Below are 19,387 nucleotides of genomic sequence, written 5' to 3' on the forward strand. Positions count from 1 at the left end.
TGCAGAAGATTCCTGGGGGTCGCCCCCAGACCCCTAAGAAGCTTCAGGCCCAACAAGGAGAGCAGGGAACCCAGATGGCGGAGCTCACGATCCGGCCGGAGGAGATCCGGGACGCGCTGGAGAACTTTGTCCAGTCGTACAAGCCGGACGCGGCCTCGCGCGAGGAGGTCGGAACGGTCAGCGTTGCCGGCGACGGCATCGCGAAGGTGGAGGGCCTGCCCTCGACCATGGCGAACGAGCTGCTGAAGTTCGAGGACGGCACCCTCGGCCTCGCCCTCAACCTCGAGGAGCGCGAGATCGGTGCGATCATCCTCGGTGAGTTCAGCGGCATCGAGGAGGGCCAGTCGGTGCAGCGCACCGGCGAGGTTCTCTCCGTCGCCGTCGGTGAGGGCTACCTCGGCCGCGTTGTCGACCCGCTCGGCAACCCGATCGACGGCCTCGGCGAGATCGAGACCGAGGGCCGCCGCGCCCTCGAGCTGCAGGCCCCGGGCGTCATGGTCCGCAAGTCGGTCCACGAGCCGATGCAGACCGGCTACAAGGCCGTCGACGCCATGGTGCCGATCGGCCGTGGCCAGCGTCAGCTGATCATCGGTGACCGTCAGACCGGCAAGACCGCCCTGGCCGTCGACACGATCATCAACCAGCGCGACAACTGGCGCTCGGGCGACGTGAACAAGCAGGTCCGCTGCATCTACGTCGCCATCGGCCAGAAGGGCTCCACCATCGCGTCCGTGCGCGGCGCCCTGGAGGAGGCCGGCGCGCTGGAGTACACCACCATCGTCGCCGCCCCGGCGTCCGACCCGGCCGGCTTCAAGTACCTGGCGCCGTACACCGGCTCCGCCATCGGCCAGCACTGGATGTACCAGGGCAAGCACGTCCTGATCATCTTCGACGACCTGTCGAAGCAGGCCGACGCCTACCGCGCCGTGTCGCTGCTGCTGCGCCGCCCGCCGGGCCGTGAGGCGTACCCGGGTGACGTCTTCTACCTGCACTCGCGTCTGCTGGAGCGCTGCGCCAAGCTCTCCGACGACATGGGCGCCGGCTCGATGACCGGTCTGCCGATCGTCGAGACCAAGGCCAACGACGTCTCGGCGTTCATCCCGACCAACGTCATCTCCATCACCGACGGCCAGTGCTTCCTGGAGTCCGACCTGTTCAACGCCGGCCAGCGCCCGGCCCTGAACGTCGGTATCTCGGTCTCCCGCGTCGGTGGCTCCGCCCAGCACAAGGCGATGCGCCAGGTCTCCGGCCGTCTGCGCGTCGACCTCGCCCAGTACCGCGAGCTGGAGGCGTTCGCCGCCTTCGGTTCCGACCTGGACGCCGCGTCGAAGTCCGCGCTGGAGCGCGGCAAGCGCATGGTCGAGCTGCTGAAGCAGGCCCAGTACCAGCCGATGCCGGTCGAGGAGCAGGTCGTCTCCGTCTGGGCCGGTACCACCGGCAAGATGGACGACGTCCCGGTCGCCGACATCCGCCGCTTCGAGGCGGAGCTCCTGGAGAACCTGCGGCTGAACCGCAAGGACCTCCTGACCTCCATCCGCGAGGGCGCGAAGATGTCGGACGACACCCTGCAGTCCATCGCGGACGCCATCGCCGAGTTCAAGAAGCAGTTCGAGACCTCGGACGGCAAGCTTCTGGGCGAAGACGCGCCGGTGGCGAAGTAACGACGGAAGGGACCTGACTCATGGGAGCGCAGCTCCGGGTCTACAAGCGTCGCATCCGATCCGTCACCGCGACCAAGAAGATCACCAAAGCGATGGAGATGATCTCCGCCTCGCGCATCGTCAAGGCGCAGCGCCAGGTGGCGGCCTCCACGCCGTACGCGACCGAGCTCACCCGCGCGGTGACGGCGGTCGCGACCGGCTCGAACACCAAGCACCCGCTCACCACCGAGGCCGAGGCTCCGGCGCGTGCCGCGGTGCTGCTCCTGACGAGCGACCGCGGTCTGGCCGGCGGCTACTCGTCCAACGCCATCAAGGCCGCGGACAGGCTGACGGAGCGGCTGCGCGGTGAGGGCAAGGAGGTCGACACCTACATCGTCGGCCGCAAGGGTGTCGCCTACTACAACTTCCGCGAGCGCAAGATCGCGGACAGCTGGACCGGCTTCACCGACCGCCCGAGCTACGCGGACGCCAAGGCGATCGCCGCGCCGCTGATCGAGGCCGTCTCCACGGAGACCGCCGAGGGCGGCGTGGACGAGCTGCACATCATCTACACGGAGTTCGTGTCGATGATGACGCAGAACCCGGTCGAGAACCGGATGCTGCCGCTCAGCCTCGAAGAGGCCGCGGAGGAGAGCGGGACGAAGGGCGAGATCCTTCCCCTGTTCGACTTCGAGCCGTCGGCGGAGGACGTCCTGGACGCCCTGCTGCCGCGCTACGTCGAGAGCCGGATCTACAACGCGCTGCTGCAGGCCGCTGCTTCCGAGCACGCCGCCCGCCGCCGCGCGATGAAGGCGGCGACCGACAACGCCGGTGAGCTCGTCAAGAGCCTCACCCGGCTTGCCAACGCGGCCCGCCAGGCCGAAATCACCCAGGAAATCAGCGAGATCGTCGGTGGCGCCAGCGCCCTGGCCGACGCGACCGCGGGGAGTGACAAGTAATGACGACCTCTGTTGAGACGGCCGCCGCCACGGGCCGCGTCGCCCGGGTCATCGGCCCGGTCGTCGACGTGGAGTTCCCCGTCGACGCGATGCCCGAGATCTACAACGCTCTGACCGTCCAGGTCGCCGACCCGGCCGAGCAGGGCAAGCTGAAGACGCTGACCCTCGAGGTCGCGCAGCACCTCGGTGACGGCCTGGTCCGCACCATCTCCATGCAGCCCACCGACGGTCTGGTCCGCCAGGCCACGGTGACCGACACGGGCGCGGGCATCACCGTCCCGGTCGGCGACTTCACCAAGGGCAAGGTCTTCAACACCCTGGGTGAGGTGCTCAACGTCCCGGAGGCCAACTCCGAGGTCACCGAGCGCTGGGCGATCCACCGCAAGGCCCCGAACTTCGACGAGCTCGAGTCCAAGACCGAGATGTTCGAGACGGGCGTCAAGGTCATCGACCTGCTCACCCCGTACGTCAAGGGTGGAAAGATCGGTCTGTTCGGTGGTGCCGGTGTCGGCAAGACCGTTCTGATCCAGGAGATGATCTACCGCGTCGCCAACAACCACGACGGTGTGTCGGTGTTCGCGGGCGTCGGTGAGCGTACCCGTGAGGGCAACGACCTCATCGAGGAGATGACGGACTCCGGCGTTCTGGACAAGACCGCGCTGGTCTTCGGCCAGATGGACGAGCCCCCGGGCACCCGTCTGCGCGTCGCCCTGGCCGGTCTGACCATGGCGGAGTACTTCCGCGATGTGCAGAAGCAGGACGTGCTGTTCTTCATCGACAACATCTTCCGGTACACCCAGGCCGGTTCCGAGGTGTCGACCCTGCTCGGCCGTATGCCCTCCGCGGTGGGTTACCAGCCGAACCTGGCCGACGAGATGGGTCTCCTCCAGGAGCGCATCACCTCGACCCGCGGTCACTCGATCACCTCGATGCAGGCGATCTACGTCCCCGCCGACGACCTGACCGACCCGGCCCCGGCCACCACCTTCGCCCACCTCGACGCGACGACGGTTCTCTCCCGTCCGATCTCGGAGAAGGGCATCTACCCGGCCGTGGACCCGCTGGACTCCTCGTCCCGCATCCTCGACCCGCGGTACATCGCGAAGGACCACTACGAGGCCGCGACCCGCGTCAAGGGGATCCTGCAGAAGTACAAGGACCTCCAGGACATCATCGCGATCCTCGGTATCGACGAGCTGGGCGAGGAGGACAAGCTCGTTGTCCACCGTGCCCGCCGTGTCGAGCGCTTCCTGTCGCAGAACACCCACGTCGCCAAGCAGTTCACCGGCGTGGACGGTTCGGACGTTCCGCTCGACGAGTCGATCGCCGCGTTCAACGCGATCTGCGACGGTGAGTACGACCACTTCCCCGAGCAGGCGTTCTTCATGTGCGGTGGCCTCGAGGACCTGAAGGCCAACGCCAAGGAGCTGGGCGTCTCCTGATCCCGGGCGCTCCTCGTGAGCGCCGTCGGATCACTTGCCTCCGGGAGAGGGGCGGGCCCGTCCCGTCCCTCTCCCCACGCCCTTTAGAATTTGACCCAACACCCGGCGGATGTGCCGGGTGGTGACCCGAGGAGCCAACCTTGGCTGCTGAGCTGCACGTCGAGCTGGTCGCGGCGGACCGGAGTGTCTGGTCCGGCGAGGCCACCCTGGTCGTCGCGCGCACCACGTCCGGCGACATCGGCGTCATGCCCGGTCACCAGCCGCTTCTCGGTGTGCTGGAATCGGGCCCGGTGACCATCCGTACCAGTGAGGGCAACACGGTTGTCGCCGCGGTGCACGGCGGTTTCATCTCGTTCGCGGACAACAAGCTGTCCCTGCTGGCCGAGATCGCCGAGCTCGCGGACGAGATCGACGTCCAGCGGGCGGAGCGGGCGCTGGAGCGCGCGAAGTCGGAGGCCGACGCGGCGTCCGAGCGGCGCGCCGAAGTCCGGCTGCGTGCGGTCGCGGGGCACTGAGTCCCGTAGCCGACGAGAGCTTTACCCCTCAGCCGCGGTCCGAGCCGGAATTTTCCGGAGCGGGTCGCGGCTGAGGCGATGCAGGTGCGGTGTGCGTTGTGCTGTAGTCGTTGCTGTGACGTGATGGAGCGAGGAGGTCGGTAGAAGTGCTCCTCGCTCTGCTTGCGGGCGTGGCCGTCGCCCTTTTGGTGATCGGCCTCTTCGTGTTCGGGCTGCGGCGCCGGCTGATCCAGCGCTCCGGCGGGACCTTCGACTGCTCCCTGCGCTGGGGCGTCGCCGAGGCCCCCGACCTGTCCGGCAAGGGATGGGTGTACGGCGTGGCCCGCTACAGCGGCGACCGCATCGAGTGGTTCCGCATCTTCTCCTACTCGCCCCGCCCGCGCCGCCTGCTGGAGCGCAGCTCCATCGAGGTCGTCTCGCGCCGCGCGCCCGAGGGCGAGGAGGAACTCGCCCTCCTCTCCGACGCCGTGGTCCTCGGCTGCCTCCACGAGGGCACCCGCCTGGAACTGGCCATGAGCGAGGACGCCCTGACGGGCTTCCTGGCCTGGCTGGAGGCGGCCCCGCCGGGCCAGCGGGTGAACGTGGCGTAGGTGTTCCGCGTACCTGCCGGGACCCGGGCGGGGGATCGGGACCGTCAGTGATCCGTTGCCGTCCCGCCCCGGTGGTGCGGCGCTGCCGGGTGGGCGGGGCCGCTGCCGGGCGGCGCGTCAGACGTGCCGGAGCCGGGGGGACGGGGGCGAACCGTCGCCCCGGCTCCGGGCGTGCGGGCGGTGCTACCGGCTACTGCAGGCCGGTGTGGACCGCGTTGGCGAGTTCGCCGTTGGTGGTGTCGCCGCTGAACTCCCAGTAGAAGGCGCCGCGCAGGCCCTGCTGCTTGGCCCAGGACATCTTGCCGGCGATGGTGGCCGGGGTGTCGTAGCTCCACCAGTTGCTGCCGCACTTGGCGTAGGCGGTGCCGGCGACGGTGCCGTTGGCCGGGCAGCTGTTCTTGAGCACCTTGTAGTCCTCGATGCCCTGCTCGTACGTGCCCTGCGCGGGACCGGTGGCGGTGCCGCCGGGCGCGGCCTGGGTGACGCCGGTCCAGCCGCGGCCGTAGAAGCCGATGCCGAGGGTGAGCTTGCTGCCCGCTATGCCCTTGCTCTTGAGCTTGGCGATGGCGTCGGCGGAGTTGAACCCGGCCTGCGGGATCCCCGGGTACGAGGTGAGCGGGGAGTGCGGGGCCGTCGGGCCCTGGGCGGCCCAGGCGCCGAAGAAGTCGTACGTCATCACGTTGTAGAAGTCGACGTACGGGGCGGCGCCCGCGTAGTCGGCCGCGTCGATCTTGCCGCCGCTGGAGGCGTCGGCGGTGATGGCCGCGGTGACCAGGTTGTTCGTGCCGAACTTGGCCCGCAGCGCCTGCATCAGGTTCTTGTACGCGGCGGCGCCGGAGGTGTCGCAGGACAGGCCGCAGGCGTTCGGGTACTCCCAGTCGATGTCGATGCCGTCGAAGACGTCCGCCCAGCGCGGGTCCTCGACCAGGCTGTAGCAGGAGTCGGCGAAGGCGGCGGGGTTGGCGGCGGCCTGGCCGAAGCCGCCGGACCAGGTCCAGCCGCCGAAGGACCACAGCACCTTGATGTGCGGGTACTGCTTCTTCAGCTTGCGCAGCTGGTTGAAGTTGCCGCGCAGCGGCTGGTCCCAGGTGTCGGCCACGCCGTCGACGGCCTGGTCGGCGGTGTAGGCCTTGTCGTAGTCGGCGTAGGAGTCGCCGATCGCGCACCGGCCCCCGGTGACGTTGCCGAAGGCGTAGTTGATGTGCGTGATCTTGCTCGCGGTGCCCGAGGTGACCAGGTTCTTCACGTGGTAGTTGCGGCCGTAGACGCCCCACTCGGTGAAGTAGCCGAGCTTGACCTTGCTGCCCGGGTCGGGGTCGCCGCCGCCACCGCCGGCGGTGGTCACGGTGACCGTGCCGGAGGAGGGGCCGGTCTGGTCGGCCGTGTCGCGGGCGGTGACGCTGTAGGTGTACGTGGTGCCCTTGGTCAGGCCGGTGTCGTTGTACGAGGTCCCGGTGACGGTGGCGATCTTCGAGCTGCCGCGGTAGACGTCGTAGTTCTTGACGCCCTTGTCGTCGGTGGCGGCGCCCCAGTTCAGGCTCAACGAGGTCTCGCCGACGTTGCTCGCGGCCGGGGTGCCGGGGGCCGAGGGCGGGTTGTCACCGGGCTGGGAGGGCCCGCCGTCGCAGGACCCGCCGTTGATCCGGCAGCCGCTGGGCGCGCCGGAGCCGGCGCCGTTGAAGCCGAAGCTGACGCTGGCGCCGGGGGCGAGGGTGCCGTTCCAGCCGACGTTCTTGCCGGTCCAGTGGTTGCCGGAGTTGGTGACGGTGGCGTCCCACGCCGAGGTCACCCGGGTGCCGGCCGGGTAGTCCCATTCGACGGTCCAGCTGGTGATCGTGGTGGTGCCGGTGTTCTTGATGGTCCACTTGCCCTCGAAGCCGGAGCCCCAGTCCTGGACCTTGGTGTAGGTCGCGGTCGCGGAGTCGGCCGCCTGGGCGGGGCCGGCCAGGGCCACCAGGCCGGCCAGCGGGAGGGCGAAGGCGGCCACGGCGGCGGCCACCTTCGCGCGGAGTCGGGTGCGTGGGGGTGCTGTGCTCAAGGGGTACTCCTCCGTAGGTCCGTCGGCATCGGTGGGGCGATGGATCGACTGGGGTGGGGACCTGCGCCGCCCGTGAGCACGCCTTCGTTGTCATGACACGCTCACCACAGTTGGCGCGAGCGTAGAAAGGTCTGGACCAACCGTCAAGAGGTCCAGACCGCACCGCCCGGAGGTTCGCCGCCGACCCGCCCGGTCGCGCGGCGCGCCCCGGCTAGAGGCCCAACTCCTGCGCCAGGACCGCCGCTTGCACCCGGCTGCGCAGCTCCAACTTGCCCAGCAGCCGGCTGACGTGCGTCTTCACCGTCGCCTCGGCCATCCGCAGGCGCACCGCGATCTCCGCGTTCGACAGCCCCTCGCCCAGGCACCCCAGCACCTCGCGCTCGCGCGGCGTCAGCGAGGCCACCGCCGCGGCCCGCTCCGGCGCGGGCGCCGGCCGGGCCGCCGTGGGCGCCGCGAACTCGGCGATCAGCCGCCGGGTCACCGCCGGGGAGATCAGCCCCTCGCCGCGGGCCACCGTGCGGACCGCCTCGATGAGGTCACGGGCGTCGGCGTTCTTCAGCAGGAAGCCGGACGCCCCGGCGCGCAGCGCCCCGAAGACGTACTCGTCGAGATCGAACGTCGTCAGCACCAGGACGTCCGCGAGACCCTCGCCGACCACCTGCCGGGTGGCCGAGACCCCGTCCAGCTTCGGCATCTGCACGTCCATCAGCACCAGGTCCGGCCGCAGCTCCCGGGCCAGCCGGACCGCCTCCTCGCCGTCCGCCGCCTCGCCCACGACCTCCATGTCGCCGGCACTGCCCAGGATCAGCACCAGTCCCGCCCGTACCGCCGACTGGTCCTCGGCCACCAGTACCCGGATCGTCATGCGCCCACCGCCTCGTCCTCCGCGGGCAGCACCGCCCGCACCCGCCACACCGGTCCGTCCGCCGCCGCCCGGAACTCCCCGCCCAGCAGCTCGGTCCGCTCCCGCATCCCCACGAGCCCGGCCCCCGACCCCGGCGCCCGGGGCCCCGGCCGCTCCCCGTACGGCGAGTCCACCGCCACGGTCAGCAGCCCGTCGCTCCGGGCGACCCGTACGGTGACCGTACCGGGCGCCGCGTGCTTGATCGCATTCGTCAGGGACTCCTGCACGATCCGGTACGCCGCCAGCTCCACGGGGGCCGGCAGCGTCTCGCCGGGGGCGCGGCCGTCGTGCAGGACGAACTCCAGTCCGCTGGCGGAGCCGTTGGTGCGGGCCTGCGCCAGCAGGCTGTCCAGCCCGTCCAGCGTCGGCACCGCGACCGCCTCCTGCTCGGCCCCCGCGTCCCGCAGCAGCCCGATCAGGCGGCGCATCTCCGCCAGCCCCTGCACGCTGTTCTCCCGGATCACCGCGAGCGCTTCCCGGCTGGTGCGCGCCGAGTCGATGGAGAGCGCGGCCGTGGAGTGGATGGCGATGGCCGACAGGTGGTTGGCCACCATGTCGTGCAGTTCCCGGGCCATCCGGGCGCGCTCGGCCACCACCGCCTGGGCCCGGTCCATCTCCGCCAGCAACGCCGTCTGCTCCGCCCGCAGCCGGGCCGCCTCGGCGGCCTCGCGGTGGTTGCGCAAGGTGGCGCCGGTCAGCGCCGGGCCGAAGCTGACGATGCCGGTGATCACACCGATGAGCAGGGACTCCGGGGTGCGGAACCAGGCCACCGCGGTGACGGTGACGGCCACCGTGATCAGGCCGGTGCTGATCGGCAGCCGCCGGGCCAGGGCGGGGGGACCGTAGACCACGGCGGCGTACATCAGGTCCGTGAACATGAGGACCGAGCCGAGGTTGCCGACCGTGAACTGGTCCGCGACCACCGCGGCCGTGCCGACGAGCAGGTTGACGTTCGGACGGGAGCGGCGCATCAGCTCCAGCGCGGCCAGCACGAACAGCGGCACCAGGGCCGCCCAGTCCGGCAGCAGGTGCCGGCTGCCGTTGGAATGCACCCCGAAGCCCCACAGGAGCAGCCCGAGGAACAGGCTGGCCACACAGATGATCACGTCGTCGCGATGGGGGCGGGAGAAGGTCACGGGACCATCCAACACGCCGGACGGCGCCCCGGCCTCGGAGGAGCAGCCGATTCGCGACTACATCGAAGGATGCAGTCGCGGTTCGTCGCCGCAGACGACGCGACGCGGCGGACCGGCGGCGAGGGTGGAAGGGAGTCGAAGAAGGAGATTCCCGTGGTCGTGACGCTGATCATCGCGTGCGAGGTCGGATTCTGGCTGCTGCTGGCCGGCGGCCTCGCCCTGCGCTACCTCGCCCGTATGCCCCGGCTGGGCGCGGCGGTCCTGTTGTGCGAGCCGGCACTGGAGCTGCTCCTGCTCGTCGTCACGGCGATCGACATCAAGAACGGCGCCGCGCCGTCGTGGACGCACGGCCTGGCCGCCCTCTACCTCGGCTACACCGTCGCCTACGGCCGCTACACCGTCCGCTGGCTCGACGCCCACGCCGCGTACCGCTTCGGCGGCGGCCCCAAGCCGCCCGGCGCGGGCTACGGCAAGGCCCGTGCCGTCCACGAGTGGAAGCTGTGGACGCGCACGCTGCTGGCCGCGGCCGTGGCGATCGGCCTCCTCCAGGCCGCCATCTGGTACGTCGGCGCCGACGGGGACGTCAGCCAGCTCGAGACGATGCGGTACGTCGCCCTGCGCGTGGTCGGCGGTCACGCGATCGCCTGCGTCTGCTACACGATCTGGCCCAAGAAGCCCCCGAAGGCGGCCGACCGGCCCCTGCCGTCGCAGGAGCAGCCGGCCCCCGTCACCAGGACCGGCGCCTAGGCCGGGCTGTCAGCGCTCGCCGCCGGGCACCCACAGCACGTCGCCGACCTCCTTGTTGGCCGTCCGGGCCAGGATGAACAGCAGGTCCGACAGCCGGTTGAGGTAGGTGGCGGTGAGCGGGTTCATCGACTCGCCGTGCACCTCCAGCGCCGCCCAGGTGGACCGCTCGGCGCGCCGCACCACCGTGCAGGCCTGGTGCAGCAGGGCCGCGCCCGGGGTGCCGCCGGGCAGGATGAAGCTGCGCAGCTTCTCCAGCCGCTCGTTGAAGCGGTCGCAGTCCGCCTCCAGCTTGTCGACGTAGAACTGCTCCACCCGCAGCGGCGGGTACTCCGGGTCCGCCACCACGGGGGTGCACAGGTCCGCGCCCACGTCGAAGAGGTCGTTCTGCACCCGGACCAGGACCTTGACGAGCTCCTCCGGCAGCGAGCCGAGGGCGATGGCGGTGCCGATCGCCGCGTTGGCCTCGTTGGCGTCGGCGTACGCGGAGATCCGCAGGTCGGTCTTGGCCGTCCGGCTCATGTCGCCGAGCGCGGTCGTGCCCTTGTCACCGGTGCGGGTGTAGATGCGCGTGAGGTTCACCATGCCGCCAGCGTAGTGCGGCCCAACTGGGCGGCCACCGGGGACCGGTGAGCGGTGCCGGTGTGATGTCCGTCATCTGAGACGTGACGCGTGTTACTTCACGGTCACAGCACCCCTCCCGGGCGCTAGTCTCCGCCGGAGAGGCTGACGAGGCCGGGTTGGACAAGAGAACGTGGGGTGTGCAGTGGCTGGGAAGCTCGCCGTCATCGGTGCCGGACTCATGGGGTCCGGGATCGCTCAGGTCTCCGCTCAGGCGGGCTGGGACGTCGTCCTGCGCGACGTCACCGACGCCGCGCTGACCCGGGGGACCGACGGGATCAAGGCTTCGTACGACAAGTTCGTTTCCAAGGGCAAGCTCGCCGCCGAGGACGCCGAGGCCGCGCTGGGCCGGATCACCACGACCACCGACCTCGACGCGGTCGCCGACGCCGACATCGTCGTCGAGGCCGTGTTCGAGAAGCTGGAGGTCAAGCACGAGATCTTCCGCTCGCTCGACAAGATCGTCCGGGACGACGCGGTGCTCGCCTCGAACACCTCCGCCATCCCGATCACCAAGATCGCGGCCGTGACGGAGCGCCCGGAGCGGGTCGTGGGCACCCACTTCTTCTCGCCGGTGCCGATGATGCAGCTGTGCGAGCTGGTCCGCGGCTACAAGACCAGCGACGAGACCCTCGCCACCGCCCGCTCCTTCGCCGAGTCCGTCGGCAAGACCTGCATCGTGGTCAACCGGGACGTGGCCGGCTTCGTGACCACCCGGCTGATCTCGGCGCTCGTCGTCGAGGCGGCCAAGCTGTACGAATCGGGCGTGGCGTCCGCCGAGGACATCGACATCGCGTGCAAGCTGGGCTTCGGGCACGCGATGGGGCCGCTGGCGACCGCCGACCTGACGGGCGTCGACATCCTGCTGCACGCCACCAGCAACATCTACACCGAGTCGCAGGACGAGAAGTTCGCGCCGCCGGAGCTCATGCGCCGGATGGTGGACGCGGGCGACATCGGCCGCAAGAGCGGCCAGGGCTTCTACAAGCACTGAGCTGCCGCGCGCCGTCGCACCGTTCGAACACCTTCACCCGTCAGGGTGATTTAGGTATCGGTTCGCTCACGGTCGGCAACTTCACCGCCCGCGAGGCAGTCAGTTGCAGTGAGAGTTGCCGACCACAGCACACGCACGCGTACGCAGTATTGCCGGGAGTACACATGCACATCAGGGGCGACCACGCCGAACTGGCTGTCGGGGGCCGCCTCGACGTGCGCAGCGCGGCGGACGCCCGTACGGCCCTCCACGCCGCCCTGGACGACGGCGCCGGGGACCTGGTGCTCGACCTCACCGGGCTCGACTCCTGGGACGCGACCGGACTGGGCGTCATCATGGGCGCCCACCGGCGCGCGGGCCGCACCGGGCGCCGGCTGGTGCTGCGCGGGGTGCCGCCGCAGATGCAGCGGCTCCTGGTGGCCACCCGGCTGCACCGGATCCTCGCCATCGAGGGCGGCCTGGAGGCCGAGACCCTGCCCCGCGTGTGAGGACAGCTGGTAACGGTCTGGTGGTGATGACACCCCTGCCGTTTCGCCGTACGGGGGGCACGGTCTAGGGTTCGGGCGGAAACCGGACCAGTAGCGACCGCGGCGTGTGCGAAGGCCGGAGAAGGACATCGGCGAGCGCGACGCGATCGGGGGACCGGCACATGGACGGCACCACTCACGGCCAGGCCGGCCAGGCCGGACCGCAGGAGCAGCCCGGGGCCCCGCTGCCGGGCACGCCCGGTGCCGCAGGGACTCCGGCCGCTCCTGGGGCTCCGGCCGCCCCCGGGACTCCGGCCACCCCCGCGACTCCGGCCGCACCAGGCGCCCAGGGCGCCCCGGCCCGGGTCGTGCGGCTGACCGCCGGCGAGTTCACCCTCACCGTCAACCCCGTCGACGGCAGCGAGATCGAGGCCCGGCGCCCCGGCGACGGCGCCGACCGCCGCCCTGCCAAGCGCGACGCCGCCTCCCGCGCCGCGCACGCCGCCGCCGGGCTGCCGCCCGTACCGCCCGGCGCTCCGCGGCCCCTGCCGCTGCTGGAGCGGGACGACGAGCGCGAGCGGCTCGTCCGGCTGCTGTCGCGCGGGCGCTCCGTACGGCTGACCGGGCCCGCCGGGTCCGGGCGGTCGGTCCTGCTCGACGCCGTGGCCCGGGACTGCGAAGGCATCGCGCCCGACGGCGTGGTCCGGCTCAGCGGGCACCGGCGCAGCGCCGCGGAGCTGCTGCACGCCCTGTACGCCGCCGTGTACGAGGCCCCCGGCCGGCGCCCCGAGCGCATCGAACTGCTGGCCCGGGTCCGCGAGATCGGCGCGGTCGTCGTCCTCGACGACCTGGAGCTGGGCGGCCACGCCCTGGACGAGCTGCTGCGCGACACCCCTGAGTGCGCCTGGCTGCTCGCCGCCACCCCCGACGTCCCGGCGCCCTCGGACGACTCCCACCTGGAGGAGATGTTCCTCGGCGGACTGAGCCGGGCGGGCTGCGAGGAACTGCTGGAGCGGACCGTCGGGCGGGCGCTCACCGAGGCGGAACGGGCCTGGGCGGGCGACCTGCGGTTCGCCTCCGAGGGCCTGGCGCTGCGGTTCGTCCAGGCGGGCGGGCTGCTGCGGCAGCGCGACGAGATCAACCGGCGGGCCGCCGAGGCCGAGGACGAGGACGAGCCGGGCGTCTTCGAGGAACGGCCCCGCGACCTCGACCCGGTGCCGCTGCCGAGCCTCGCCGAGGGCGCGGCGCCGGCCGAGCTGCTGGCCGCGCGGGTCAGCGAGTCCGCGCGGGCGGCGCTGCGCTTCGCGGTCGCGCTCGGCGGCGAGATGCCGCACCCCACGCACCTGCCGGCGCTGGTCGGCGACACCCACGCCGACACGGCCGTGGCCGAACTGCTGGAGTGCGGGCTGCTGACGGCGGCCGGGAGCCGGTACCGGCTGGCCGCCGGGGTGGCCCGCCAGCTGCTGGAGGCCGGGTTCGAACCGGCCGACGAGGCGCGCACGGCGGCCCGCCACTACGCCTGGTGGACCGGGCACAGCTCGGTGACCCCCGAGCGGGTCGCCGCCGAGGCGGACGCGGTGCTGGCGGCGCTCGCCGGGGCCGACGTGGTGGCCGGCGTGATGCTGGCGCGCACGGCCGCGCCCGCGTTCGCCGCGTCGCTGGACTGGGGTGCCTGGGAGCGGGTGCTGCGGGCCGGGGCCGAGGCGGCGCGGACCGCCGGCGAGGTCGCCGAACAGGCCTACTTCCACCACGAGCTGGGCGTGCTCGCGCTGTGCCAGGGCCGGCTGGACCGGGCCCGCGCCGAGCTGGAGACCTCGATCGGCCTGCGCGGGGCGCTGGCCGACAAGCACGGAACCGTCGCGGGCCGCCGCGCCCTCGCCCTGGTGACGGACCACGAGATCACCACCACCCCCGCCCCACCGCTGCGCCTGGAGGCCCCGGACCCGGCCACCGCGCCCGGCCGCGGCGCCCCCGAGGCGGTCACGCGGCCCACCCCGGCGGCCGGCACGGCCGGCCCCCTCGGCGGCCCCAAGGCGGCGCCGCGCGCCCTGGGTCCGGGCACCGGCGCTCCGGCCGGTGCGCCCGGCTCCGAGGCGGTCACCGAGGTGACCCCGCGCGTCGGCGGCACGGCTCCGGGTACCGGCCCGGGCAAGGGCCCCGGGGCGGCCGCTGCGCCGGCGGGCTCGGGTACGGGCGCCGCTCAGGCCGGTCCCGGCGGCTCGGCCCGCAAGGGCCTCGGGGGACCCGGCGTCGGTGCCGTTGCCGGTGCCGGGACAGGGTCCGGCACCGGGGCAGGAGGCACGGCCGCCGGACCGGCCGCAGGACCGGGCAACGGCTCCGGGAGCGCCGTGACCCAGGTGATCCGGCCCGTCGGGGGCCCCGGCCCGGATCCGCAGACCTTGTCCGAGGTGTTCGGCAGCGCCTTCCCGGCCGCGGCCGCGGCGCCCACCGCGCCCCAGCCGCGCGTCCCGGCGGCCCCCGCGCGGGCCGAGGGGCCCGCGTGGCGCCGCCGTCCCGTGCTGCTGGCCGCGGGCGGGGCCCTGGTCGCCGTCGTGCTGGGCACCGTCGCGGCCCTCGCCGTGTCCTCCGACGACGAGCCCGGCGCTCCGGCGACCTCGCCGACGCCCGGCTCGTCCCGCCCGGACGCGGTGCCCGGAGGGAACGATCCTGCACAGGACCCGGGCAGCTCCCCGGGCACCGGTACGCCCCCTGCCGCCGGCACCGGGTCCACCGGCACGGGCGCCCCCGGCACCACCGCGCCGCCCTCGACCGCGACCGGCGGGACGGGCCCGGGCACCGGCCCGGGCACCGGTACCGGCTCCGCGGGACCCAGCCGCCGCCCGAGCACCAAGCCCACGGGCCCGACGGCGTCCTCCCCGGGCCCCAAGCCCTCGCAGTCCCCGTCGGCGCCGGATCCGACCGGCCCCTCCTCGCCCGGCACGCCGACCGGCCCCACCGACCCCCCGACGGGCAGCGCCGGGACGAGCACCAGCCCCTCGGGCACCACGGGCGCCGACGGCGGCACCACCGGCTGAACCCGCTCCGGCCGCCCGGCCGGGCCGGGCCGAGGAACGCCGACGGGGCCGGCCCCCGAGGGACCGGCCCCGCCACCACCGGCTAGAACAGCCGCAGCTTGTCGTCCTCGATACCGCGCAGGGCGTCGTAGTCCAGGACCACGCACTCCATGCCCCGGTCCGTGGCCAGCACCCGCGCCTGCGGCTTGATCTCCTGGGCCGCGAAGACGCCCTTGACCGGCGCCAGGTGCGGATCGCGGTTGAGCAGCTCCAGGTAGCGGGTCAGCTGCTCGACGCCGTCGATCTCGCCGCGCCGCTTGATCTCGACCGCCACGGTCCGCCCGTCCGCGTCGCGGCACAGGATGTCGACCGGGCCGATGGCGGTCATGTACTCGCGGCGGATCAGCGTGTACCCCTCGCCGAGGGTCTCGATGCGGTCGGCCAGCAGCTCCTGCAGGTGCGCCTCGACGCCGTCCTTGATCAGGCCCGGGTCGACGCCCAGCTCGTGCGAGGAGTCGTGCAGGACTTCTTCCATCGTGATGATGAGCTTCTCGCCCGCCTTGTTGACCACCGTCCACACGCCGGCCTCGTCCCCGGTCCCCTCCTTGAGGGTGCACGGCGGGGACATCCAGTTGAGGGGCTTGTACGCCCGGTCGTCGGCGTGGATGGAGACGCTGCCGTCCGCCTTCACGAGGATCAGACGGGGGGCCGAGGGCAGATGGGCGGTGAGCCGGCCCGCGTAATCGACGGAGCAGCGGGCAATGACGAGACGCATGGTCGGCAACGCTACTCGACCGACCCCCCTCCACGCGATTCGCCCCCGAAAGCCCCGTTCGCCGATGGCGCGTTGTATGCGCATTCTCCTGGTGCGGTACCCACGGGGCGCCTACCGTGTTAGCGGGAGGTTGTCGAACGCGCACACTGCGTTGCCGCGTGTGGTGCGGCCTCCTTCCCTGCCCGTAGGACCCCGGTCAGCCCTTGACCGGGGTCGCGAGAGGAGAACCCATGTCGCTCGACGTCTCACCGGCCCTACTCGAACAGGCCGAGCGAGGCGAGGTCGACGAAGCCGCCTTCGTCGACTGCGTCCGGACCTCCCTGCCTTACGCCTGGGAGATGATCAGCTCTTTGGTGGCCCAGCTCAAGGTCGACGGCGGCGAGTTCGCCGACAACCAGACGCCGCCGCCGGACGAGCAGGCGCGCGGCCAGCTCCTGCGCGCGCTGGCGAGTGACGCGATCCGCGGTGCCCTGCAGCGGCACTTCGGCGTGCGCCTCGCCTTCCAGAACTGCCACCGCGTCGCGGTCTTCCCGCTGGACCCCTCCGTCGACGACCGGCTCGCCAAGTTCACCTCGATCCGGGGCCAGCTGCTGAACCAGTCCCCGGAACTGCGGGACTGCTAGCGCGCTTGTCCCGGATCACCGCGCTGACCGGACGGAGAGGGCGGTGAGGCGGAGTCCTGCGAGGTAGATGGTGGCGGTCTCGGCGTGCGGGGTGGCCAGGCCGCGCCACTGCTCCAGTCGCTCGACGACGGTGCGCCGGCGCCGGACGGTCGGTGGGTTCCGGGACGGTTCCCGGGTCGTCAGCCGGCTTCGTCGACGCTCCTCGGCGGGAAGGGGTGGATCGGTGCCACGTCGACGGACGCCGCCGCGATGACCTCGTCCAGCACGTCCCGGGAGCGGACGAGGTCGCCGATCATCCGGTCGATCCGGTCCCGCTCGGCGGCCAGGTCGGCCACCAGGGCGGGGGTGGCCCGCACCGACGGGCCGCCGTCCTCGTCCCGCATGCACGGCAGGATCCGGCGGATCCGGGCGCTGTTGAGTCCGGCGGCGTAGAGCTCCTGGATGCGGATCACCCGGTCGACGGCCCGTTCGGGGAAGTCGCGGTGGCCACCGGGGGTGCGGTCGGACGCCAGCAGGCCCTGCTGCTCGTAGTAGCGCAGCGAGCGCTCACCGACCCCGGTGCGTGCCGCCAGTTCACCGATCCGCATGCCCGCCTCCACACTTGAACCTGACACTGGTGTCAAGTTCTACGGTACCGGCATGACGCAGACACCGCAGTCCCCCGCCGCATCCCGCCTCTTCGAACCCGCCCGCCTCGGCGGCCTGGAACTCCCCAACCGCCTGGTCATGGCCCCGCTCACGCGCAACCGGGCCGGGGCCGACGGGGTCCCCGGGGAGCTCATGGCCACCCACTACGCGCAGCGCGCCTCGGCCGGTCTGATCATCGCCGAGGGCACCACCCCGAACGCCGTCGGCCAGACCTACCCGCACATCCCCGGCATCCACACCCCGGCCCAGATCGCCGGCTGGCGCCGCGTCACCGACGCCGTGCGCGCCGCCGGCGGGCGCATGTTCCTCCAGCTCCAGCACGGCGGCCGGGTCGGTCACCCCGACACCAGCGGGCACGTACCGCTCGCGCCGTCCGCCGTGCGCTTCCCGGAGCCGCTGCAGACCCCGGCCGGGCCGCGGGAGGCCGTCATGCCGCGGGTGATGACGGAGGAGGACATCCGCGACACCGTCGCCGACTTCGCGCGCGCCGCCCGCAACGCCGTCGAGGCGGGCTTCGCGGGGGTGGAGGTGCACTCCGCCAACGGCCACCTGCTGCACCAGTTCCTCGCGGGGAACACCAATCTCCGCACCGACGGGTGGGGCGGTTCCATCGAGCAGCGGATCCGGTTCCCCGTCGAGGTGGTCTGGGCCGTCGCCGAGGCCGTCGGCCCGGAGCGGGTCGGCGTACGGATCTCCCCGGGGGCACACGTCAACGGCGTGCGGGAGGACGACACCGAGCGGCTCTACCCGGCACTGGCCGCGGCCCTCGCGGACCTGCGGCCGGTCTACCTGCACCAGGTCCACGCCGACCCGGACCTGCCCCTGTTCGCGGAGCTCCGCAAGGCCTGGCCCGGCACCCTGATCGCCAACCCCCGGCTCTCCCACGAGGACCTCGCCGCCGACGCGGGCCTGCGGCAGGGTGAGCGGCTGCTGGCCGAGGGCGCCGACCTGGTGGCGCTGGGACGCGGCTTCCTGGCCAACCCCGACCTGGTGGAGCGACTGCGCACGGGCGCGCCGCTCAACCGGATCCGGCCCGAGTTCCTGATGCACGTCAGCGGGCCGGAGGGCTACAACGACTATCCGGTGCTGGCCCGTGCGCAGGCCGCCTAGGCCCGTCGCGGTCGGGGCGTCAGCCGAGGCGGGGCAGGACCTCGGCGCCCAGCCGCCGGACGTTGTCCTCGGTGGCCGCGAGATCGCCGGAGCCCTCGGTCAGCAGGGCGAAGCGGGTGATCCCGGTCCGCTCGGCGGTCGCCGCCAGCCGGTCCGCGGCCAGCCGCGGCGTCCCCACCGGGTGCAAGGAGCACAGCAGTTCCGTGTACGCGACGGGGTCCCGCATCGCCCGGTGCCGGCCGTCCACGGTGACATGGGCGTCCAGTCCCTGTTTCAGCCAGCCCGGCAGCGCCTTGAGGAGCGTCTCGCGGGCGTCGGCCGTCCGGTCCGCCAGCTGGCAGACACCCGCCGAGACATGGCCCGCCCCGGCGACCACCGAGGGCGGATGGCCGGCCGCCCGGGCGGTCTCCCGCCACAGCGCGACCATCGCCGCCTTGTCCTCGTCCCCGCAGTGCATCCCCAGCAGCATCGGCAGCCCGCGCTCGGCCGCCAGCCGGACCGACGTGGGCGTGGTGCACGCCACGATCACCTCGGGGGCCGTCGCGTCGGCGTCCAGCGCCTCCGACGGGCGCGGTACGACGGCCACTTCGCGGAAGGCGAAGTGCTCACCGGCGGCCCCCACCCGGGGTTCGCCCAGCCAGCGCCGGATCAGGTCCAGGGCCTCCGGGAAGGAGTTCTCGTAGGCGTCCAGCCCGCCCCCGAACACCTCCAGGTCCACCCAGGGCCCACCCCGCCCCACTCCGAGGGTGAACCGCCCGCCGGAGGTCAGGTGCAGCAGCGCGGCCTGTTCGCCGAGGGCCACCGGGTGCGTGTTGGGCAGCACGCTCACGGCCGTGCCCACCCGCAGCCGCCGGGTCCGGCCCAGCAGCAGCGCGGCCAGGGTGACCGCCGACGGGCACACCCCGTACGGCACGAAGTGGTGCTCGGCCAGCCAGACCGAGTCCAGCCCGGACTCCTCGGCCACCTCGGCGGTCCGTACCGCCCGGTGCAGCGCCTCACCGGCGCCCTGGCCGGGGAACTGGGCCGCCAGTACAAACGCTCCTACGCGCATCGCTCTTCGCCTCCTCGCGGCTGACGCGGCCTCCCCCAGGTGGACCGTTGTGTCCTGAGTCCGATCGTCGGGTCTTCTGCTGGCAACAACGTCTGACACGTGCCAAAGGCACGGCC

The 19,387-nt window shown here is 72.5% G+C and carries 18 protein-coding genes; 11 read left to right on the top strand and 7 right to left on the bottom strand.

Going from position 1 to position 19,387, the window contains the following annotated elements; all coding sequences use genetic code 11:
* Window positions 1-74: 74 nt before the first annotated feature.
* From atpA to LG632_RS00270, 5 genes are all read left to right on the top strand, one after another.
* Window positions 75-1,661 (top strand): F0F1 ATP synthase subunit alpha, encoded by a 1,587-nt coding sequence (atpA, locus tag LG632_RS00250; protein WP_226724228.1) that lies wholly within the window; start codon window positions 75-77, stop codon window positions 1,659-1,661.
* Window positions 1,662-1,681: 20 nt separating this feature from the next.
* Window positions 1,682-2,599, top strand: coding sequence for a F0F1 ATP synthase subunit gamma (locus tag LG632_RS00255; RefSeq protein WP_226724229.1), 918 nt, complete (start codon window positions 1,682-1,684; stop codon window positions 2,597-2,599).
* Window positions 2,599-4,041: a F0F1 ATP synthase subunit beta gene (gene atpD, locus LG632_RS00260; protein WP_226724230.1), complete on the top strand. Its 1,443-nt coding sequence runs from the start codon at window positions 2,599-2,601 to the stop codon at window positions 4,039-4,041. Before LG632_RS00255 ends, atpD begins: the two co-directional genes overlap by 1 nt.
* 140 nt (window positions 4,042-4,181) lie before the next feature.
* Entirely contained in the window at window positions 4,182-4,556 is a 375-nt protein-coding gene (locus tag LG632_RS00265; protein ID WP_226724231.1) for a F0F1 ATP synthase subunit epsilon, read from the top strand.
* A 146-nt stretch (window positions 4,557-4,702) separates the two neighbouring features.
* Window positions 4,703-5,146: a DUF2550 domain-containing protein gene (locus tag LG632_RS00270; protein WP_226724232.1), complete on the top strand. Its 444-nt coding sequence runs from the start codon at window positions 4,703-4,705 to the stop codon at window positions 5,144-5,146.
* A 190-nt stretch (window positions 5,147-5,336) separates the two neighbouring features.
* Here the strand turns inward: LG632_RS00270 and LG632_RS00275 are convergent, their stop codons facing one another.
* From LG632_RS00275 to LG632_RS00285, 3 genes are all read right to left on the bottom strand, one after another.
* Entirely contained in the window at window positions 5,337-7,184 is a 1,848-nt protein-coding gene (locus LG632_RS00275) for a glycoside hydrolase family 18 chitinase (RefSeq protein ID WP_264201218.1), read from the bottom strand.
* Between the two features lie 211 nt (window positions 7,185-7,395).
* On the bottom strand, window positions 7,396-8,049 hold the full coding sequence (locus tag LG632_RS00280; protein WP_226724233.1) for a response regulator: 654 nt from the start codon (window positions 8,047-8,049) through the stop codon (window positions 7,396-7,398).
* Window positions 8,046-9,224, bottom strand: coding sequence for a sensor histidine kinase (locus LG632_RS00285; RefSeq protein WP_226724234.1), 1,179 nt, complete (start codon window positions 9,222-9,224; stop codon window positions 8,046-8,048). Before LG632_RS00285 ends, LG632_RS00280 begins: the two co-directional genes overlap by 4 nt.
* Window positions 9,225-9,377: 153 nt before the next feature.
* On the opposite strand from LG632_RS00285, the gene LG632_RS00290 reads away from it, so the two are divergent.
* Window positions 9,378-9,971, top strand: a complete 594-nt coding sequence (locus LG632_RS00290; RefSeq protein ID WP_226724235.1) for a hypothetical protein — start codon at window positions 9,378-9,380, stop codon at window positions 9,969-9,971.
* Window positions 9,972-9,980: 9 nt separating this feature from the next.
* Here LG632_RS00290 and LG632_RS00295 read toward each other — a convergent pair whose 3' ends face one another.
* Entirely contained in the window at window positions 9,981-10,553 is a 573-nt protein-coding gene (locus LG632_RS00295) for a cob(I)yrinic acid a,c-diamide adenosyltransferase (protein WP_226724236.1), read from the bottom strand.
* 181 nt (window positions 10,554-10,734) lie between these two features.
* On the opposite strand from LG632_RS00295, the gene LG632_RS00300 reads away from it, so the two are divergent.
* The 3 genes from LG632_RS00300 (at window position 10,735) to LG632_RS00310 (ending at window position 15,085) form a co-directional block, all read left to right on the top strand.
* Entirely contained in the window at window positions 10,735-11,583 is an 849-nt protein-coding gene (locus tag LG632_RS00300; RefSeq protein WP_226724237.1) for a 3-hydroxyacyl-CoA dehydrogenase family protein, read from the top strand.
* A 164-nt stretch (window positions 11,584-11,747) separates the two neighbouring features.
* Window positions 11,748-12,071, top strand: coding sequence for an STAS domain-containing protein (locus LG632_RS00305; protein ID WP_226724238.1), 324 nt, complete (start codon window positions 11,748-11,750; stop codon window positions 12,069-12,071).
* Between the two features lie 161 nt (window positions 12,072-12,232).
* Window positions 12,233-15,085 carry an ATP-binding protein gene (locus LG632_RS00310; RefSeq protein WP_226724239.1) on the top strand — a complete coding sequence of 951 codons (2,853 nt, stop codon included), beginning with the start codon at window positions 12,233-12,235 and terminating at the stop codon, window positions 15,083-15,085.
* A gap of 82 nt (window positions 15,086-15,167) precedes the next feature.
* On the opposite strand, the gene nucS is transcribed toward LG632_RS00310, so the two are convergent.
* Complete coding sequence (gene nucS, locus LG632_RS00315; protein WP_226724240.1) at window positions 15,168-15,839, bottom strand: endonuclease NucS; 672 nt, start codon at window positions 15,837-15,839, stop codon at window positions 15,168-15,170.
* Window positions 15,840-16,069: 230 nt separating this feature from the next.
* Here nucS and LG632_RS00320 point away from each other — a divergent pair, with 230 nt between their 5' ends.
* Window positions 16,070-16,462, top strand: a complete 393-nt coding sequence (locus LG632_RS00320) for an SCO5389 family protein (RefSeq protein WP_226724241.1) — start codon at window positions 16,070-16,072, stop codon at window positions 16,460-16,462.
* A 179-nt stretch (window positions 16,463-16,641) separates the two neighbouring features.
* Here LG632_RS00320 and LG632_RS00325 read toward each other — a convergent pair whose 3' ends face one another.
* Window positions 16,642-17,049, bottom strand: a complete 408-nt coding sequence (locus LG632_RS00325) for a MerR family transcriptional regulator (protein ID WP_226724242.1) — start codon at window positions 17,047-17,049, stop codon at window positions 16,642-16,644.
* A gap of 52 nt (window positions 17,050-17,101) precedes the next feature.
* Here LG632_RS00325 and LG632_RS00330 point away from each other — a divergent pair, with 52 nt between their 5' ends.
* Window positions 17,102-18,220, top strand: a complete 1,119-nt coding sequence (locus LG632_RS00330) for an alkene reductase (RefSeq protein WP_226724243.1) — start codon at window positions 17,102-17,104, stop codon at window positions 18,218-18,220.
* 19 nt (window positions 18,221-18,239) lie between these two features.
* On the opposite strand, the gene LG632_RS00335 is transcribed toward LG632_RS00330, so the two are convergent.
* Complete coding sequence (locus tag LG632_RS00335; RefSeq protein WP_226724244.1) at window positions 18,240-19,271, bottom strand: LLM class flavin-dependent oxidoreductase; 1,032 nt, start codon at window positions 19,269-19,271, stop codon at window positions 18,240-18,242.
* Window positions 19,272-19,387: the final 116 nt, after the last annotated feature.

The sequence above is a fragment of the Streptomyces antimicrobicus genome, assembly GCF_020532625.1.
Classification (GTDB): domain Bacteria; phylum Actinomycetota; class Actinomycetes; order Streptomycetales; family Streptomycetaceae; genus Streptomyces; species Streptomyces antimicrobicus.

Excerpts from the sequence above, each read along its gene's own strand:
- LG632_RS00330 (WP_226724243.1), top strand. The coding sequence starts at position 17,102 with ATGACGCAGACACCGCAGTCCCCCGCCGCATCCCGCCTCTTCGAACCC.
- LG632_RS00255 (WP_226724229.1), top strand. The coding sequence starts at position 1,682 with ATGGGAGCGCAGCTCCGGGTCTACAAGCGTCGCATCCGATCCGTCACC.
- atpA (WP_226724228.1), top strand. The coding sequence starts at position 75 with ATGGCGGAGCTCACGATCCGGCCGGAGGAGATCCGGGACGCGCTGGAG.
- LG632_RS00310 (WP_226724239.1), top strand. The coding sequence starts at position 12,233 with ATGGACGGCACCACTCACGGCCAGGCCGGCCAGGCCGGACCGCAGGAG.
- nucS (WP_226724240.1), bottom strand. The coding sequence starts at position 15,839 with ATGCGTCTCGTCATTGCCCGCTGCTCCGTCGATTACGCGGGCCGGCTC.
- LG632_RS00305 (WP_226724238.1), top strand. The coding sequence starts at position 11,748 with ATGCACATCAGGGGCGACCACGCCGAACTGGCTGTCGGGGGCCGCCTC.
- atpD (WP_226724230.1), top strand. The coding sequence starts at position 2,599 with ATGACGACCTCTGTTGAGACGGCCGCCGCCACGGGCCGCGTCGCCCGG.
- LG632_RS00280 (WP_226724233.1), bottom strand. The coding sequence starts at position 8,049 with ATGACGATCCGGGTACTGGTGGCCGAGGACCAGTCGGCGGTACGGGCG.
- LG632_RS00295 (WP_226724236.1), bottom strand. The coding sequence starts at position 10,553 with ATGGTGAACCTCACGCGCATCTACACCCGCACCGGTGACAAGGGCACG.
- LG632_RS00325 (WP_226724242.1), bottom strand. The coding sequence starts at position 17,049 with ATGCGGATCGGTGAACTGGCGGCACGCACCGGGGTCGGTGAGCGCTCG.
- LG632_RS00320 (WP_226724241.1), top strand. The coding sequence starts at position 16,070 with ATGTCGCTCGACGTCTCACCGGCCCTACTCGAACAGGCCGAGCGAGGC.
- LG632_RS00335 (WP_226724244.1), bottom strand. The coding sequence starts at position 19,271 with ATGCGCGTAGGAGCGTTTGTACTGGCGGCCCAGTTCCCCGGCCAGGGC.